The 18,481-nt window shown below is 41.4% G+C and carries 15 protein-coding genes; 7 read left to right on the top strand and 8 right to left on the bottom strand.

All coding sequences use genetic code 11. The features are described from left to right. Nucleotides 1–104 precede the first annotated feature (104 nt). Nucleotides 105–476, bottom strand: coding sequence for a VOC family protein (locus DB520_RS04765; RefSeq protein ID WP_114748465.1), 372 nt, complete (start codon nucleotides 474–476; stop codon nucleotides 105–107). Nucleotides 477–623: 147 nt separating this feature from the next. Between DB520_RS04765 and DB520_RS04760 the strand changes: the two genes are divergently transcribed. Continuing rightward, complete coding sequence (locus DB520_RS04760; protein WP_114748464.1) at nucleotides 624–968, top strand: hypothetical protein; 345 nt, start codon at nucleotides 624–626, stop codon at nucleotides 966–968. Nucleotides 969–1,120: 152 nt separating this feature from the next. On the opposite strand, the gene DB520_RS04755 is transcribed toward DB520_RS04760, so the two are convergent. Further along, nucleotides 1,121–2,275, bottom strand: a complete 1,155-nt coding sequence (locus DB520_RS04755; RefSeq protein WP_114748463.1) for a baeRF3 domain-containing protein — start codon at nucleotides 2,273–2,275, stop codon at nucleotides 1,121–1,123. A 258-nt stretch (nucleotides 2,276–2,533) separates the two neighbouring features. Between DB520_RS04755 and DB520_RS04750 the strand changes: the two genes are divergently transcribed. The 5 genes from DB520_RS04750 to DB520_RS04725 all read left to right on the top strand — a co-directional run bounded on the left by DB520_RS04750 (nucleotide 2,534) and on the right by DB520_RS04725 (nucleotide 9,162). Continuing rightward, the gene (locus DB520_RS04750) at nucleotides 2,534–2,818 is read left to right on the top strand and encodes a GNAT family N-acetyltransferase (RefSeq protein WP_114748462.1); all 285 of its coding nucleotides are present in this window, start codon (nucleotides 2,534–2,536) and stop codon (nucleotides 2,816–2,818) included. 394 nt (nucleotides 2,819–3,212) lie between these two features. After that, the gene (locus DB520_RS04745) at nucleotides 3,213–3,893 is read left to right on the top strand and encodes a porin family protein (RefSeq protein ID WP_114748461.1); all 681 of its coding nucleotides are present in this window, start codon (nucleotides 3,213–3,215) and stop codon (nucleotides 3,891–3,893) included. Between the two features lie 357 nt (nucleotides 3,894–4,250). Then, on the top strand, nucleotides 4,251–5,057 hold the full coding sequence (locus tag DB520_RS04740; RefSeq protein ID WP_114748460.1) for a hypothetical protein: 807 nt from the start codon (nucleotides 4,251–4,253) through the stop codon (nucleotides 5,055–5,057). Between the two features lie 186 nt (nucleotides 5,058–5,243). Next, the gene (locus tag DB520_RS04735) at nucleotides 5,244–6,605 is read left to right on the top strand and encodes a hypothetical protein (RefSeq protein WP_114748459.1); all 1,362 of its coding nucleotides are present in this window, start codon (nucleotides 5,244–5,246) and stop codon (nucleotides 6,603–6,605) included. 349 nt (nucleotides 6,606–6,954) lie between these two features. After that, complete coding sequence (locus tag DB520_RS04725) at nucleotides 6,955–9,162, top strand: carbohydrate binding family 9 domain-containing protein (protein ID WP_114748457.1); 2,208 nt, start codon at nucleotides 6,955–6,957, stop codon at nucleotides 9,160–9,162. Between the two features lie 280 nt (nucleotides 9,163–9,442). Here the strand turns inward: DB520_RS04725 and DB520_RS04720 are convergent, their stop codons facing one another. Beyond that, nucleotides 9,443–10,279: an alpha/beta fold hydrolase gene (locus DB520_RS04720; protein ID WP_114748456.1), complete on the bottom strand. Its 837-nt coding sequence runs from the start codon at nucleotides 10,277–10,279 to the stop codon at nucleotides 9,443–9,445. Then, on the bottom strand, nucleotides 10,276–10,518 hold the full coding sequence (locus tag DB520_RS04715) for a hypothetical protein (RefSeq protein ID WP_114748455.1): 243 nt from the start codon (nucleotides 10,516–10,518) through the stop codon (nucleotides 10,276–10,278). Before DB520_RS04715 ends, DB520_RS04720 begins: the two co-directional genes overlap by 4 nt. A gap of 482 nt (nucleotides 10,519–11,000) precedes the next feature. Between DB520_RS04715 and DB520_RS04710 the strand changes: the two genes are divergently transcribed. Then, entirely contained in the window at nucleotides 11,001–13,625 is a 2,625-nt protein-coding gene (locus tag DB520_RS04710; protein WP_114748454.1) for a hypothetical protein, read from the top strand. 13 nt (nucleotides 13,626–13,638) lie between these two features. On the opposite strand, the gene DB520_RS04705 is transcribed toward DB520_RS04710, so the two are convergent. The 4 genes from DB520_RS04705 to DB520_RS04690 all read right to left on the bottom strand — a co-directional run bounded on the left by DB520_RS04705 (nucleotide 13,639) and on the right by DB520_RS04690 (nucleotide 18,480). Continuing rightward, complete coding sequence (locus tag DB520_RS04705; protein WP_114748453.1) at nucleotides 13,639–14,829, bottom strand: acyltransferase family protein; 1,191 nt, start codon at nucleotides 14,827–14,829, stop codon at nucleotides 13,639–13,641. A gap of 137 nt (nucleotides 14,830–14,966) precedes the next feature. Continuing rightward, nucleotides 14,967–15,896: a LytTR family DNA-binding domain-containing protein gene (locus DB520_RS04700; protein WP_114748452.1), complete on the bottom strand. Its 930-nt coding sequence runs from the start codon at nucleotides 15,894–15,896 to the stop codon at nucleotides 14,967–14,969. Nucleotides 15,897–16,001: 105 nt separating this feature from the next. Next, the gene (locus DB520_RS04695; protein WP_114748451.1) at nucleotides 16,002–17,381 is read right to left on the bottom strand and encodes a neutral/alkaline non-lysosomal ceramidase N-terminal domain-containing protein; all 1,380 of its coding nucleotides are present in this window, start codon (nucleotides 17,379–17,381) and stop codon (nucleotides 16,002–16,004) included. A 13-nt stretch (nucleotides 17,382–17,394) separates the two neighbouring features. Further along, a complete protein-coding gene (locus DB520_RS04690; RefSeq protein WP_114748450.1) occupies nucleotides 17,395–18,480 on the bottom strand; it encodes a dipeptidase in 1,086 nt (361 codons plus the stop codon). Nucleotide 18,481: the final 1 nt, after the last annotated feature.

The following is an 18,481-nucleotide window of genomic DNA, read 5'->3' as shown; positions in this document are numbered from 1 at the left end:
CTAGTTTGCCAAAAAAGGACTGTATGTAGAGATACCTAAATTGATTCCGAAGAACAAGTAAAGGTATGTTTTAAAACAAGAATCCCCCCGGGCCGATGTCTTTCTTAGCGGTGTTGGTCAATCAAAATCACGTTTCCATCAGGGTCAGTTACCATAATACTAGCTGGGCCCGAGCTGCCTTCATCTGTTTCTGTTGCCAGTGTAATGTTTTTGCTTTTAAGGTGTCTTTGGATTTCCCTTATATCCTCGAATTCATCAATGTTTTGGCCGCTTTCGTCCCATCCTGGATTGAAAGTCAATACATTACCTTCAAACATTCCCTGAAACAGCCCTATAAGTGAATGCTCGTTTTTCATAATAAGATAGTTTTGGGCAATGTCGCCTGCAAGGACTGTGAACCCGAGGGCTTCATAAAACACCTTTGAGGCTTTGATGTCCTTGACATTAAGACTTAGCGAAAATGCCCCTAACTTCATACCAATTATTTATTTGTTTTTGCTCCCTATAAATCCCTACTAAAATACTCATTATTAGTCACATATACTAGAAACTTTCCCTAAATTCTGAAGTGGTAAAACTCAATTTGGCTTATTAAATCATTATTTTCCTAAGTTCTGGTCAAAATGAAGGTTATAACCACCAAAAGTATATACAGGGAAACGCATGGTGTCTCCCTCTTGCAAAAGCCCGAAAAGCTGTTTTTGGAAAACACGAACATTTCCTTTGAATTGGGAATAAATGTGGATGTAGGGAACCTTAGAGAAACCTTTTTCCTGAGCCAGCTAGCTTATGGCCATTCCGTAAATTGCCCGAAAGCCCAGGATTTTCTAATTGACCAAAAGTACCTTTTTGAAATTGGCGGTAGGGACAAAAACGTCAGATTAACAGAAAGGAATAATATTGCGGCAGATGATAAAGAAATTGGATTTGGAAATAAAATCCCCTTATGGGTATTTGGTTTTCTTTAGTAAAAACGGGATCACCCCTGGAAAAATTAATTTTCAGTAGTGATCCCGCTAAACCTGGCTAGATTAACACCGCCCGTCTAGTCGTTAGGGTCATCTGAAATCTGACACACTATCAGCTATATAGTGACCTATTCATTACCAAAGTTCATTCATTAATACCTGAAAACCCCCGCCAGACCTGTTTCAGTAGGCATTTTATCCGTTGGTATCACCACGACTTTACCACCCATCTTAATGACCAGCTCACCCATGTCATCCAACAGGTCATCTACCCGAGGATTGTCCATGTCCTTTTTCTGGGTGTTACCGGTGACTAGGTTGGTGATTCTCGCTGCAATGATCCGATCCGCCTCTACCAGCAAGGTGCCGATCCTTCCTTCTACGGCTGCTACTGCCAGTTCCTTGTAGTCATCAGATCCTTTTCCTAATGCCTTGGCCTGGCTAAATTGCTCAGAGTAGCTTTTCAGGTTTGCCAGATAGGCAGGCTCCATTACCTCCCATGCCAGTTCAGCTAATTTTTCCTTGCTTACGGATGAGGGATTTACCTGGATACCCTCCGGCAATAAAGCTACGTTTTTATTCACTTTTTGAAAAAGGTGGTGGTGTTCCGTTAAAGCTGCCAGTATAAGGGGAAGTCCATGAGGTTTTGATATATTTTCCTCCACAGCCTTCGCCACTACACGGAAAAACTTTTCCGCATCCAGGTCCACCTGGTCTTTCTTACCTCCGTGACCATGGTGCATGGCACTGCTCTCTCCGCCTGCTCCTCCATAGGAAGCTACGGTGAGGTGCTCATCCGTCATCTCTTCACCCAACGCATCTTCTATGGTTTTTGGGATTTCAGCTGTCAGTTCTATTTCATCCAAGGAATGCCTGTTCCCTTCAAACAAGGCGATTTCATGGCGGCTTAAGCCCAAGAGGTGATATCTATCGGTGGATTGCAAATATTTCCGAAGGGGTTTAGTATGGAAACTATCAGCCACAATGGCCAAGGATTCTACTGATATAGGCAATTTAACCATTTTATTCAGTTTTGGTGAACTGAATACTGCCATCCCATCAAGACCCTGATTCCAAAATTCAGGGTTTTCGACCAGTTCCTCCAAGGGAGCCAAGAAAGCTTCGGTTTCCCCTGAGCTGTATTTTTGGAGCAGGGATTGCTCCATTTCTTTTAAAAGGTTTTTATAATGAATGGGGTCTTGACGGTTATCCGGATGGTGACGGTGGGTGGGCATATAAAGCGACAAGCATGGCGCTTCTTCTATGGCCAATAAATCCTGAATAAGCTTTTCGGTTATTAATTGCATAGGTTTTTTAACTAAAATGGGTAAAAATTATAATATTTGGCCTAATTAATAAAATTAATGAACAATATTTATGCCATATTATTTATATTTCAGTTTAAAATCGGATGGTATAATCCAGCTCTTCTACAGGTGCAAATGGCTGCGAGATTTTCAGGTATAAATCCTAATTGTTAAAATGAAATAGTTAAAAATAATTAGAAGGATATCCTTTATAATTAGCTAAATTGAAACAACCAAATTTTAATTACAAAACAAGTTATGGAGATCCAACAGCACGCCAAATCCACTAAAGGTTCATTCTTTATGGAGGCAGAAGGAAAAATTACCGCTGAATTGACCTATTCAAAGGCAGGGGAAAAACTAATTATTATTGACCACACCGAAGTCTCCGAAATGCTGCAAGGCGAAGGAATTGGCGAGGCCTTAGTCCTAAAAGCGGTAGAGTTTGCCAGAACAAATCAAATAAAAATATTGCCTCTTTGTCCCTTTGCCAAATCAGTATTTGAAAAAAAGCCGGAAATAAGGGATGTACTTTCAAAGTAAAGAAGTCTTCCAAGTAGTAAGCTATATGGTGATTTCCCAGTGATCTTACTTTTATCAACCTATTTTCACACATATTCCCTCTAGCAGCTTTTAGCACCAAAAATTCCGGGTCGGAGGTTGGCAAAGGTACATTGGACGAGGGATCAGATGAATTCAGTTTCTCCTTAATAAATGGCGCAAATACCCTAAGTTGTTTGCCCATGCTGCTGAAAAGTAGTAATGGATGATGCACGGCGTCTTTTTTTTGAAAAACCTAATTCACCTCCACATCTTCCAGATGATTATTTCTGAGGTAATTGATTTTGAAAAGGGTTATTTTGTAATAAATATATATTTTGATATAATTTTATCGATTTAATTAATTATAATTTTGATAAATTAATATAAAATATTTATGAAAAATCCCTGTTCTTTACCAAAATTTACTTTACTGTCAGTAATTCTTCTGACGCTATTTTGTGGTTATTCTACCACTTTCGCCCAATCCAACAATCCAGGGCCAAAGTTTGGTATTAAAGGAGGCCTTAACCTATCTCAGCTTTACGTAGACCAGCCCAATGTCGAGGATGAAAGCATGAAGGTGGGCATTCACTTTGGGGTATTTGGCAAAATTCCTATTAATAGTTTTGTTGCTTTACAACCAGAGGTCCTCTATACCAATATGGGATCAAAGGTTTCCTATGGTGGATCTGACTTTGAAAACCTGTTCGGGATCGAATCTGGAGAGGTTAGGTTTAACCTGAACTATATTCAGGTACCACTTGCTCTAGCCGTGAATTTGGGACCATTGAACGTTCATGCTGGGCCCTATGTCAGCTACCTGCTGTCTGCCAACGTGAATAACTGGAGATCCTCAGAAATGAGCCCAACCGAGGTCAGGGAATTGAATACCGAAGACTTTAACAGAATAGACTACGGTGTAGTAGTGGGTGTCGGATTTGACATCGGAGCCGTAAATTTAGGCGTGAGGTATAACTACGGTTTGAGAGAAGTAGGGAACGAAGGCTTGGCCGGGAATCTTACCAACAACTCGAAAAACTCGGTAGGCCAAATCTACATAGGCTTCGGCTTTTAATTGAAATCTCCCTAAACCTTTGAGGTCTTTTTTGGGCCTCGAAGGTTTTCTTACGTATGCAAAGTAGGCCGAACCCATTGTTCTCAATGCAACCAAAAGACCTTCGGGGTTCGGAAAAAAAACCCAAAGGTCAGGATCACGAACCTTTGAGGTCTTTTTTGGACCTCGAAGGTTTTTTTATGTATGCAAATTAGGCCTAACCAATTGATATACAGACCACTAAAAGACTTTCGGGGTTCGGGAAATGTCACTATTAATTTCTCAAAAAATATTTTTTTTAAAATTTTAGTCCTCCTAAAATAAACCAACCCTTTTTTAAGATATTTGAAAAATTTTAACTTTAATTTCCTCCTGTTTATGTCTTCAAAATTCGTTTTCTGGGGTTTGATCCTGATGTTGTTTGTAATGGAAGGATTTGGTCAGCGGTATTACGAACCAGAAGTGCTTTCCACTAGGTGGGAAAGAAAGAAGATGCGGCAAGAAGCAAGTGTGGCGGATGGTGGCTATGTACTTTTTCAGGCTGGACTCAGAAGACATGAAAATGCCAAAGGTAAGGATGTTTTCACCGGAGGTTATGGAGAATACAACGGGGTAGTTGGGGTGAATTATGGCTATAGGTTAAACAATGCCTCCTTCGAAACTGGCCTGGGTTTTATTTGGCAATATCACAGTGGCACCTATTTCATCGCACCGGCAGCTGATTATATGCAGACCTTTAGAAATTATAATTCCGTTTTTCTTCCACTAGTGTTGAAGTATGATGTGCCCACGGGTCCATCCAAGAAATTTAGATTTGGTGCCATGGGTTCCCTCAACTTACTCTTGCAGCAAACCAGAAATACAACTAGCCAGGGAAGAGGAATCTATTACTTTGATTACAGAAGTGAAAGGGACAAATTTTTGGACTACAAATTTAACTGGGACGGTCCCAGGGTATCTGGATTTTTTAAAGCGGGGGTGTATGCAGAGCTTCAGGTTTTCAAATCCTCATTTTTGAATGTGCAGTTTTCCAGGGCCATATCCGCAGGTCCGCTTAGGACAGTGACTTATCGATGGGAGTATCTAAATGAAAAAGGAGTTTTCAACGATGATATCACAATTGAAGGGTATATGGTGGAAATTGCTTACAAACTCCCTTTGAATCTTTTTACAGAGACCAAATAAAAGTTTTAAATTTGTTGAGCTATCGAATATGGCAATACGAAAAACGATAAATCATTTAAAGTTTTGGTTCTTTCGTTATCAGTAGCTTTTAGCAATTTTAACATTACATTTAGGCTTTATTAACCAACCCCATCTTTTAAATTACGTTTTTGCCCGCTACTTTTGATCAAAACAAAATATAAAGACATGAAGACATTTTACAGAGGATTTATTGTTTTATTCTTTTTTTCGTTTGTATCGAATGTCAGGGGTCAAAATAAACTTAATGTTGAACTTTACGGTGGTTTCAATAAGAATTACTTCCAAGCAGGGGAGCCGGTTGCCAATCCAGACCTGCAGTTTTCAAGTCCTTTGGGTCAGCATGCGGGATTGAATTTTTTACCAAGGATCAGCGACAGCTGGCAAATGAGCGTACAAACCGAATGGATGCGTTCGGCGATACGATTGGATAACCCGTTTTCAACAGGGAACAATCAGTCTAATAATAACGGCAATTATGCCATAGGAGTCCGGTACAATTTAGAGAGGGAAAAACATGCATTCTATTTTCAACCCTCTGTGGGCATATCTGTCAACAACTACTTGGAACCCATGGAAGGTATATTTGGGTTTACAAGCAAAAGGGACATTCATTTTGTAGCCAGGGCGGAAGCTGGGGTGAAATTTTATACCAAAAAGAGAAACTACCTACTGGTGGGTATCAGGCACCAACAGGGGTTTGCTTCCAGCAATCCTTATGGCAGTGAAAATTGGGTGGGGATGCCCATATCCGGTAGAAATTCCTATACCGGATTGTTTCTGGGCTATGGCATAAATACAGACAATTGGTCCAAGTCCAAAAGAAATTTGGATAAAACTCCAAAACCAGATATGGATAATATATGGGCAAAAGGAATATATGTGATGGGGTCAGCCTCCCTACGCCGGGTTACTGATCCAATCCATGATCCTACGGATGATTTTCAAAATGTGAGTACAGCTTATGGGTTTGGAGTGGGATATAGGTTTGGAGACTTTTCGGCAGAAGCGGGGTATGCTGGATTTAGAGGAAGAAATGTATATGAACTTTCAAACTCCGAAGGAATCCCTGTATCTGCAAATCACAGAAGATTTATAGCCTCCACCATTCCGATCACAATAAGATACGATAGGCAATTGCCCATTTCCAAGAAAATCCGTGTAGGTGCTACTTTTACTACCCATATCCCTGTCGTATTTGAAAACGGAGGAGAAGGTGTGGTAAATTATGCAGGTGCAAGAATTATGGAAGGGGTGACTTTCCCTTATGAGGTCCAAAGGACAGGACTTCCTGTCAATTCCACTGGAGTTTTTTTTAATTCCGGTATTTACACCGAAATGCCGCTTTTCAGAACCGGGCTGATCACCTTCAAGGCGTCCAGAAATTACGGAAGTCCAGCTTTTGACCGAGTACAGGTGGACTATCAGGTAAGCGGTGTTCCAGGCTCTTTGGAATCACAAGGAAGATTGAATGGCTGGATGCTCGATGTAGAATACAGATTGCCACTGCATCATATTTTCAAAAAGTAGGGGTGAATCCAAACAAGTCCCCCACTCTGGGTGTAAATCACGAACAAATGGGAGTTTCACTGGATAACCCTCTGGTAGTTTCGGAATGGGGCTGAAGTTCTGCCATTTGGGAATTTATTTCATTCACTAATTCCATCGGAATCATCAAACTGAGAAGCCTGAAGCACCGGGAGTGAAAACACAAAAATGCCTCACAATTTCTTGGTGTTGTTTTTGTCCTTAATAAAAAAAAATAGTAATTTCTATAGTTCATTTACCATAAAATATAAATAACCCTGCTTGGATGAAAATTTCAGTGGAAAAGGCCAAAAATAAGTAGGTGGATAGGTAAAGCTGTCCAGTTTAGTGTATGAAAAACTGTTGGATACTCTTTTTCTTTTTTACAGCAAATTCCTTTATCCTAAAAGGCCAGAGTAAATCAAATGCTACAAACCCACCCTATGTACTGAATGTTTTCCCCATTGATGAAGCCATCAAGATAGATGGGCGGCTGGATGAGCCTGAATGGCAGGACGCGGAAATGCAGGACTCATTTACGCAACAAACTCCAGATGAAGGGGAACCTGCCAGTGAAAAAACCGAGGTAAGGGTGATGTATGATAATCAGTTCCTTTACATTGGAGCTAAATTGTATGATAGCACCGTGGGGCCCCATATTATTTCTTCCTTACAAAGAGATTATGAATTTGCTAAAAATGACGCGTTTGCGGTAATTATTGGGCCATATGATGACGGAATGAACGGTTTTTTATTTTCAGTAAACCCCATGAACATCCAATTGGAGGCCTTGGTTACCAATGGAGATAACCTTGAAATCATATGGGACAATGTATGGTTTTCTGCTACCCAAGTATTTGATGACCGCTGGGAGGTGGAAATTGCCATCCCATTTAAAACCTTGCGATTTACAGAAGGAACTGAATCCTGGAGGATCAATTTTCTCCGCAATGACCTCAAAAATTTTGAATCTTCTTCTTGGGCACCTGTTCCAATTCATCAGGACTTTGCCCATTTGGCTTTTACTGGGTATATGCACTGGGAAAAACCCATACAAAAACAAGGGCCAAATATCTCCCTGATTCCTTATTTGGCTGGAAATACATCCAAAAACCATGAAGCTGGTACTGCTTCGGAACAAGCTACCTCAGCTGGAATGGACGCCAAGATTGCCATTACCCCTTCTTTAAATCTTGACCTGACTGTCAACCCTGATTTTTCGGCAGTTGAGGTGGATCAACAGCAAACTAATTTAGATCGATTTGAATTGTTTTTTCCAGAACGGAGGCAATTTTTTCTGGAGAATGCCGATTTGTTCGCTGATTATGGGTTTTCTGATATCAGGCCGTTTTTCTCCAGAAGAATAGGCCTGGTCTCAGACAGTTTAGGGAGAACATCAGAAAACAGTATCCTCTACGGGGCCAGGCTAAACGGAAAGGTGGGAGATAACTTAAGAGTAGGCCTGATGAACATGCAGACAGCAAGTGATCAAGGCCTAGGCATTCCAGGGCAAAATTTTACAGTAGGCACTTTTCAGAAAAATGTGTTTAGCCGCTCAAGTATTAACGGGATAATGGTCAATCGACAGACTACAAATTCTCCTGAGGCAGGGACCACTATACCAGATTATAACCGATTAGTGGGAGTTGACTATAATCTGGCTACGGAAAACGATAAGTGGAACGGCAATTTTTTTTTCCATCGTTCTTTTAGCCCTATGCTAAGCGGCAATGAATTTGCCCATGGCAGTGAATTAAGGTACAATACCAAAAACTTAGAGGTATACTGGAAACACGAACATGTGGGAGAAAATTTTAATGCTGAAGTGGGTTACGTGCCGCGCTTAGGATATTGGAGAGTCGCTCCTAATGCGGAATTCCGAATTTTCCCAACCGGGGGCTCCCCTATACTGACTCATAAGTTCAAGGTCTATTATAACCTCTACAAAGACCAAGACTTTGACTTGAAAACAGACGAGCAGGTTACCTTTAACTATAGAATGGAATGGAGGAATACCTCCTCCCTGAACTTAAGGATTTACAACCAATTCATTTATTTGTTTTTCCCATTTGACCCTACCCGCACAGGAGGTGAACAGATACCTGAAAACACAAATATCCGATATACAAGAGCTGGACTCACTTATACTTCTGATACCCGAAAATTTTTCAATTATCAATCTTCCATGTATTATGGTGGGTTTTACAATGGGACCCGATTTTACTGGCGAAATGAGGTAAACTATCGGGTACAGCCTTATGGTACGATATCTCTTTTTGCTGAACACAACCGCATTAACCTGCCTGACCCCTACGCCAGTGCAAACCTCTGGCTGGTGGGACCTCGATTTGAGGTTTCTTTTACAGATCAACTGTTTCTAAGCACCTTTATCCAATACAACAATCAGCAAGAAAATATCAATATAAATACCCGGTTTCAATGGAGATTTAAGCCGGTTTCTGATTTATTTATCGTTTATACAGAAAATTACTTTCCCGAAAATCTCAACATAAAAACCCGCTCACTGGTGTTGAGGTTGTCCTATTGGCTCAATATTTAATATGCCTTAATGAACTCAATGCCACTTTTCAACAATGGATTTTAACCTAAGTTGCAAAAACCAGCCTTGCTATAACCCTCCGAAAGAATATCAAAAGGGACCATGCTCCTTAACTCCGGAATATTCAATACACACCACGAACTTAGCACCTGATTATAGGACGCTGCATCCCTAAAATGAAGTTGAAAAAAACCATAGAGCCATTTCTAAACGACCCCAAAAACTAATCATTAACAATTAACCATAAAACAGACCCATCCACCAACAAACTCATTGCTTTTTACGGTCCCTCAATAAATCCCAGCATATCATGAATAGGGAGACTCCCTTCATTTCCTAGCCAAAGCAAGTGCCCCCACTTATTATCATAAATCTTTAAAATGGAATGTTTGATTGTAGCATGAGCAAATTGGGCGTGTGCAACAGGTACCGATTTATCATAGGAACCATGTAAAATGAAAGTGGGACAAGAAATCCTTTGCACTACCTCCTCACCAAGATCTTGATCCAAGTCGTTTACAAAACCCTCCTTTGATCGCTGTAAGTTAATCATAGCAAAAAGTTCTGCGATTTCCCCGTTTGTCATATTGATTGGTTGAAAGCCAGAAAGCTCTTTAAACAATACACCAGCCATCATCCTTGGAAACAAGCGACTAAAAAAGCGAAATAGCCCCCAGGTATATTTTTCCCTACCCGGGGCAAACAGTTTTTTCGCTCTTAGATAGGTACCATCTTTTTCGGACATCCATTTTTTTGTCACTGCCGAAACCAGAACAAGCTTTTTAACCCTTGCTGGAAAATATGAAGCGAATGCCAAAGCACTCAATCCCCCGGCAGAAAGCCCTACTAAAATCACCGCTTCCAATTGTAGTTCATCTAAGAGGGCATTAAACAATTCGGCCGTATCCTGTGGTGAAACCCTGTCAGCAAGTGGTGTATTTCCGTAACCAGGCCTTGAAGGGGTGATTAAGAGGAATCTATTTAGGTCCATTCCTTTATGAAGGATCCTTTCCTTGCAACTGCTATGGCCACCGTGAGCAATAAGAATGGGGACACCCCTCCCGGTTATGTTGACTTCTATATCCCCCTTTTGGGTGCTAATTACTTTTGTGCTCATAGGCTAAATTTTAAAGGAACGATTTGTAAATTTCGTAATGGTAGTTCATGAATATCGCCACCAACACAGTATTCCGCAATGCTGATAGTAGAAATCATCATTACTATTTCCTTCTCCATGAAGTAACGAAAATAACCATTTGCGTTTTTGAATAAGAAATCTTTGCCGTTTAGGAAACGCAGTAAAAAGCTTGTACCAAGTAAAACTGCCCCAAGCTTCAGATCCTCCCCTAATTTCATTTAGCCAATCATCGGGTTTAATAAGGCCTAGCCAAGATTTTTTAGCTTTGTCCCGAAGTGATTTTAAGTATTGTTCGTCAATGCTCATAATGGTTTGGTGAAGGTTTGGTCTGACCATACGAGTTAGATGTCATTTCCTTTCTGTAAATGCAAATATTTAATTCTCCGCCTGAGGTTCTCCTCATCTCGATTTCATGTGATTCATCTTAAGGTCGCTGATGCTATGCATTTCAAAATTGGTTAAAAGTTTTTAACTTGAAAAGAACCTACCAAGGATCAGCAAATTCCTGATTAAAGATCTAGCGCAAGGTAGCATTGACAAGCGGAAGCTTGTTGAAAATAAAGGAAGGATTAATGCACTGTGCATTGAAATCAAAGCTAGGTACAAGGGTTTTGAAAAGTGCTATCCAAAAATTTAGCAATAACGCTATTGCGATAAAGTTGGAATTTAACTTTGCGAAACATCAGTAAATAAAAATTTTATGAACAAGACACCTCAACGATATAAAAAATTAATTTTTTATTTTCTAATCGTTTTCTCCGTAGCTATTTTCTATGGCTGTACAGGTAACACTACTCAGGTCTCCATCGTCATTGACGAAAACCCCGGGCCTGCTGTATCTCATGGGATAAATAAACTCACTGAATCTTTAAATAAAAGAAAAATTTCCTTTGAAAAAATAGGTTCCCTCGATGCTGCAAAAGGTTCTCTGGTCATTATGGCGGGTTTATCCTCAGCGGATGGCCCCGCTGCACAAAAATTAAAATCGGAAAACAAAAAATTGGACGAAGCTGCTGAGGCACTTGAAATTTGGAAGACCACTTGGCAAAATAAAGCACTTTGGGTAATCAGCGGATTTGATGACAGAGGACTTATGTACGCATTATTGGATGTCGCAGATCGGATCAGTTGGGGCAGTGACGATAATAATCCAATGAGTGAAGTGAAGGAAATTTCCGAAAAACCGGATGTAATTGAACGGGCCCTTTCAATTTACACGATGAACCGTACCTATTGGGAGACAAGATTTTACGATGAAGCTTATTGGGTTGATTACTTAGACATGCTTGCTAAAAATAGGTTCAACAATTTAGTTGTGATTTTTGGCTATGAAAATGGTGGTTTTCTGGCCCCTGCCTATCCGTATTTCTTTGACACGGAAGAGTTTCCTACTGTAAAAATGGTTGGGATTACCCCGGAAGAACAGGATCGTAACTTAAAGGCGCTAAACAAATTAATTAAAATGGCCCACGATAGAGGTATTCAATTTACTGTTGGCATATGGGACCATATTTATAGAGGAGGAGTGCAGGGCGGTGGTATTCCTGGGACAAAAGACGCACCAAATGAACCTGTTCACGGGCTTGTATGGGGAGTGGATTCAGATAACCTCACCGCTTATAATAAAGCGGCCTTGGCAAAATTCATCAAACTGGTCCCGGATTTAGATGGAATTCAATTCCGCATGCATAACGAATCCGGCTTGAAACATGAAGAGCAAGATTTATTTTGGTTGGATGTTTTCAAGATGGTCAAAGAAACATCTCCTGATCTTAGATTGGACCTTCGTGCCAAAGAATTGCCACCATCAGTTATTGAAAGTGCCATTGATGTGGACATCAATTTTCGAATTACAACCAAATACTGGATGGAGCAAATGGGTATGCCTTATCATCCGACAAAAGTAAATCCTGAAAAAAGCCCGATTCGTCATAGTTACGCATCCATGCTGAGCTATCCAAAAAAATTCAAAATCCATTGGAGGCTTTGGAATGGAGGCACCACGAGAATTCTTTTATGGGGGAACCCCGAATATGCCCGTCGCTTTGCAGAAAGCACACATTTGTATGACGGAGATGGTTTCGAAGTAAATGAGCCACTGGCCACTAAAATGGAGGCTCAACCACATGATGAAACACCCTTTGATCTTTTAAACCCAGATTACCAGTATTACAAATGGGAGTTCGAACGCTATTGGCATTTTTTTCAGGTTTTTGGAAGAATTGGATACAACCCGGATGTATCAGCTGAAACTTGGCAAAAAGAATTCGAAGTCAGATTCGGTGAAAAAGCAGGGTCAATAATTGAAACCGCATTACACAAAGCGAGTTGGGTTTTACCTCGAATAATCACCTCTGTTTATCCCTACCGCGGCTTCCCTACCACTAGAGGTTGGGCGGAAAAACAAAGGTTGGGTGATTTGCCCGTTTATGCCACAAATGAAGGGAGTGACTTGATACAGTTCGCTAATTTTGACGAAGAGGCCCTATGGCTTTTGGAGGGTAATGAAATGGCTAAGGTACTACCTTCAACAAATAGTTTTTGGTTTGAACAGACGTCGAATGAAATCAATCAACTTATTGTGGATGCTGAAAAGGCGATCGGAGAAAATGCAAACAAAGAATTTACTTCCACTATCGCAGATTTAAAAATCCTGTCTTCCCTGGCTCTTTATCATTCCCGAAGAATCCCCGCTGCTGTTTCTTATCGCTTATTTGAACACACAAAGGATCCATCGGCACTTGATGAAGCTATAGACCATGAGAGAAATGCCATCGAAGCCTGGAAGCAAATTGTGGAAGCTGCGGGAAATATTTATACTGATGACTTAAAACTCGGAGTTTGCATAGCTGATCTTTGCGGACATTGGAAGGATGAATTGATCGCCTTAGAGGAGGGTCTTTCCAAACTAGAGAAAAAAAGAAGCGAAATCGAAGGCGATGGAAGTAAAATAAAGACTGCACCTAAGTACAAACCTTTGACAAATGCTGACTACAGTAAGCTTTTTGAAATTACGCATGACCCTATTACGGAAGCTGAAGTTGGAAAACCCATAACCATAACAATAAAGGCAAGGGCTGCTGCTGAAATAAAGTGGGTAAGATTGCGGTATCGCAGCGTAAATCAAGAAGAGGCTTATGAAACCCTTCAAATGACTCCATTAGAAGAAAAAGACACTTATCAGGCAGTAGTCCCATCAGAGAAAATTAATTTTGTTTACGATTTTATGTACCTAATTGAATTGATGGACAAAAATGGCGAAGGAAGGATTTTTCCGGATTTGAACAGGGAGACACCCTATTTTTTTGTAAGATTTAGTAGGTAAGAATTGGCTTTAATCACCTGTTTACACCTCTAACAAGTCTTTTATGCTGTGTCGAAATACTCGTAGCCTTATTAACCGATGTTCGAGCGATCTTTTTCAAACCAAAAAGAGGCCACACAACGGGGATCCTTCTGATCAAAAACTCATAGATCAACCAACTGACGCCAAAGGTTCCACTGACCATTATTATAAACTTTGGGGTAAAGCTCCAATGACTGTCATAAATAAAGTACCCGATAATTACGGTAACCGTTTGATGTAAAATGTAAAAGGGGTAAACTGCTTGGTTCAGATAAGTCAGCCTAGGACTTGGTCGATTTAAATATTTAGCGGCAAATCCAAAGATGGTGATAATCCATGCCCATATATTGGTGACTTTTATGGCAGCTTCTACTAAGTGTACCCACAAGGAATCTTGAATAAAATACCAAATAACCAACTGTAGGCTAAATGTCACCGTCCCAATCAGGAGCGTTCTTGATTTAATTTTATCTAGTGCAGACCAAAATTCTTTTTTGACATGTATGAGCAGGTATCCGTAAAAAAAGAAGGTAAGGCTACTAATGAAGTTAAACCAATCTGAAGTGAGGTTATGCGTTACTTCAAAAAAGGGTTCCAGAAAAGCCTCGTACAGGTATAAGGGAATAATGCCCCAGAATAGAAAATACGGGCTTTTTTGAAGTCCCGAGCGTATCCAGGTAAGAAACTTTCCATTCGGATGCTTTCGAAGGGCTAAAAACACAGGGGTCAACATCATGGAAAACACCAGCAAATAAGGCAAAAACCAAAGGTGATGCCAGCTGATGTTCCCAGCAGGATATACACCTTGTGTAAAGGCATCATTGAAATAAAACCCAGCATAGGAAGCGTTCACATTTCCTTTGTAAAGGCGCTCGATATACACTTGGGGAGGAATTATCACCAACATCCCAAAAATAAGGGGGATCCCTAACCGCAACCAACGCTCTTTTATAAATTTCCCTCCTGATCTAAAGGAAAGGGCAAAAGCAGTCCCCATGCCAGAGATCACAAAAAGAATGGGCAGCCGCCATTGATGTAAAAAGGCCATAGGTATTTTTAGCCACTCGTAGAGGATATTGTTCTTTATGTGCCAGCCCCAGGGAACAAAAAACATCCCCACGTGATAAAAAATGAGTAGGCCAAATACGATAACCCTTAACCAGTCAAGATCATGTCTGCGCATAGTAGTCATTGTTTTTTTATCAAACCTATAAAAAAGTATGGCTGGTTTTTACTCTCTTGGTGTGGGTGTCAAGCCTATGTGACAGCCGACAAGTTTTTGTGTTAAGGTACAGGAGCATGTGGCGGATGACAGATGGATCAGGCCATGGCCTGATTGAAATCCTTGAGATGATTGCGAGAAACGGGTACTGGAAAATCAAGAAATTTAAGCTTCAATTGGTAGCCTTGCGCATTACCATTTACCTCTTCCAGGTAATTGGAATTGATGAGATAGGCTCTATGCGTCTTTTGGATGAAATCGAATTTTTTTAGTTGTTCGTAGGCATTTGATAGGGTGATTCTTTTCACCAATTTTATTACTTTTTCTGCATCAAGAACAAAGAATTCCACATAATTGCCATCTGCTCGGGCCATAATCAGACAGGAAGGGTTCAAAATAAAATTATCAGAGGGTATCTGGGCTCGGATTTCCAAAGTAGAGATAACTGGAACACGTTTATTTTCAAGCCTTAATTGATCCGCATGGAGACTGTTTTTTTTCTTTTGGGTATGGTAAATGATAGTATACGTCAGGATGATAATTATCGTACCAGATAAATAAGCATGCACCAATTCCACAAGAAACATTTCCAAAGAAAAATTATAACTATTGTCATAAATGATATCCCGAATCAGCCACTCCCCAACCCCGATAAGCCCTAACAGAAAAAAAATCGCCAATAGTTCTTTGTAGAGTTTCCAGTCATCTTCACTAATTATGTGACTTACAATGAAAAAATAGCCAAGGTAAATACAGGTGGCAATCCCAATATGAAAACCACTGATTATAAAATAATTAAACCTGTGTTCCGTAAAACTTCTTTCGTAAGGAATAAAAAAATATTCAAACAAAAACCCAACAATAAATAACAACAACGCGATCTTGAAAAGATTTTTCCCTTTATGGTAAAAAGGGAAAGGTTGTAGTAGAAATTTAAAAACCGAAGTTTCGATAAAAGTCTGTCTGCCAATTCTCTGCAATTGCTCAATTTCGTGAAGTCTTACCTTTTTTATATCCAGGTTTTTCATTCTTTTTTATTTCGCTAAAAAACTGAAAAATTCCAGGAATCAAAAATGAATTACCTGAAAAAACCCCAGAAATAATAAGCCCCCTCTCGTAGACCCAATACAAGATCACCCCTCATCACCAAAAACCCCTTCCGCCACCCGTACCAAGCAATTCACAATGTCCTCCTCCGCCTCTTTGCTTAGGTTGCTGATTCTGCAGCGCCAAGTTTCGTAGCCACCCATTTCCAATTCCTTAGCAGGAGGTATATAGCCTACATTTCCATTTGCCAGGCCAATCGTAAAGTAAGGTCCGTCGATGGATTTCTTAAGCTTTAATCCGGTGGAGGCGAAAATTTCACCAGGCAAGGCACCGATCCTTCCAACACCTACTTGAAAACACTGGATGGGAAGAGCCAACTCTGCAGGGTATTCCGCCAAGAGCAATTGCTCCCGGGCATAGAGCTTTATCCAGCCCTCGGCATTGGGCACGAGGTTTTCCAAGCCTCCCTTCGCTATAATTCTGCGGGCATGTTCTAGTTCCATTTCAGTGGGCATCCTTCTGCGTAGAGAAAGATCTTCCTGTAAGGCAGCAAGACGAGGCTGGTCTTCCCAAACCAGGTAGGGGACTGCATTTACAAGGCGAGAGGCCAAATCTTCCCCTATGAATTCACTTTTTGCGAAATGTTCTTTGGGGTAGGTGCCAGGCTGAATAAAATCCCAGATATTGACATCCCCACTGGTACCGTTGCTCAAAATTCCTACAAAGTGCTCATCAGCCTCCAGCCTTTTCATAAGAGCTCGACAAAAATAACCAAAATAGTCCGCGGAAATGGTACCATTTTCCCAATCCCCCACATAATGAAGCCCATAATTGGCCAGGACGCTTATCCAATGCCCATCCTTCCCCCTGACGGCCATAAAGGAAAGCTCTCTATCGGGAGTGGATACAGAACCTTTAACCTTGTCTTCCACTCCAAAAGGGTTTGTTTTGACCTGGTCAGGTTTCCCAGTCACAGGGTTTAGCGATTCGTAATCTTCAGCCATATGATACCTTCTACATCTCACATGCTCGGGGGCGGAAACCTTTCCAAAGGCTATCTCTGCGGGTTGGAGGCTTTTATGGGCGGCTTCCACAGCCTCACATATCCGTCCCGGTAGTTGGCTCCGGTAGGCAAGGTCTGCTTGCACAAAGTGAACCTCCTCCACAGCCCCTGCCGCATGCGTATGTGTGCTGCTGATCAAAATATGGGAAGCAGGTATACCCAAACTTTGGCTGATTCGTTTTTTTGTCTTATCCAAAAGTTCCTGCCCCATCACACAAATATCCACGACCACAAACACCAAGCTGGTATCCTTATTTTGAAGTACCAATGCCTTTGCAAAAAGGGGATCGTGGATTTTGGTGGCATAATGGGGTACGAAGTCGCCGTTGATCACTGTCCCCAAGGGAGGGGTCGTATCCACCAGGGCTGCGCCGGCATAGAGGGAATTGTCACTTGTGTTCATGGTATCTTGGGTGTTATACCGGCAAGTTTCTTCTCAAAAACCTTAGCCAGTTGGCATGGAAAATATTGTCAATGTCTGCATCACTATAGCCCCTTTTCTCCAAGAGGTATTCGTACTTGCGCAAATCTGCAATGGAATTCATGTCCCACGGGGACTGCTCGGTACCAAATATACCATCCAGGTCACTCCCAATGGCCACGTGCAAGGAATTTCCGGCCAATTGGCAAATATGGTCCCAATGGTCAATAAGCTGTTCCAGTTTGATATCCAGTTGCCACGGATCCGAGACAGTATCTATAAAGCGAATATCCATAGCCCAGCAATCCAGCATTCCTCCTATCACCGCATTCCTTTCCACTAGTCGTTTGATCTGCCCATCGGTGAGTTGGCGCTGGTGGGGAACGACCTTCCGCACATTATGGTGACTGGCCCAAATAGGTCCCTTATAAAGGTCCAAGGCCTGCTCAAATCCTTGGTCAGTCAAATGGGTAACATCCAGAATCATGTTTAGACATCCCATGGTTTCCAAAAGCTCCTTGCCCCTTTCGGTGATGGGGCCTTCCATTTTGGTGCCGGGAGCATACCTTCCAGGACCAAAATGCGATAAGCCCAACGCCCTTACTCCGTAGGCATATGCCCTATCCAAGTAGGAAACCTCCACCAAGGAATCTGCTCCCTCCAGGCTAAGGATATAGCCAATGGGCTTTTTCTCATCGGGAATGTTTTCATCTTCCCATAGGTCCACCATTTCATCCAGCCCGGTTCGGGTAGTAATTTGCTTCATTTCACCCAGGGATTCCATTTCCCTATACCATGCCAGTTGGGCTTGCGTCATGGCCCAGGCCTGCTGGGGTGAGTTCCATCCGGCAAGTGCTGAATCCGGGGGTGAATAACGGGCCAGTTGAGTGGCTACTACTATTCCAATTTTGCCTTTACGCAATTCTGGCAATGTCACCGTTCCGCGCCCCCTGTCTGGCTTGTCCTTCATATGCATTTCCATCTGCCGCACCTGTTTGAGCTCCATTCGAAGATCACGGTTCCACTCTATGGCATTCATGGCCAAATCCAAATGTGCATCGATAATAAGCCGCTTCTTCATG

The organism is Pleomorphovibrio marinus, from assembly GCF_003347495.1.
GTDB lineage: Bacteria > Bacteroidota > Bacteroidia > Cytophagales > Cyclobacteriaceae > Pleomorphovibrio > Pleomorphovibrio marinus.
The sequence above is the reverse complement of the archived record's forward strand: the minus strand, read 5'-3'. Positions and strand labels throughout refer to the sequence as shown.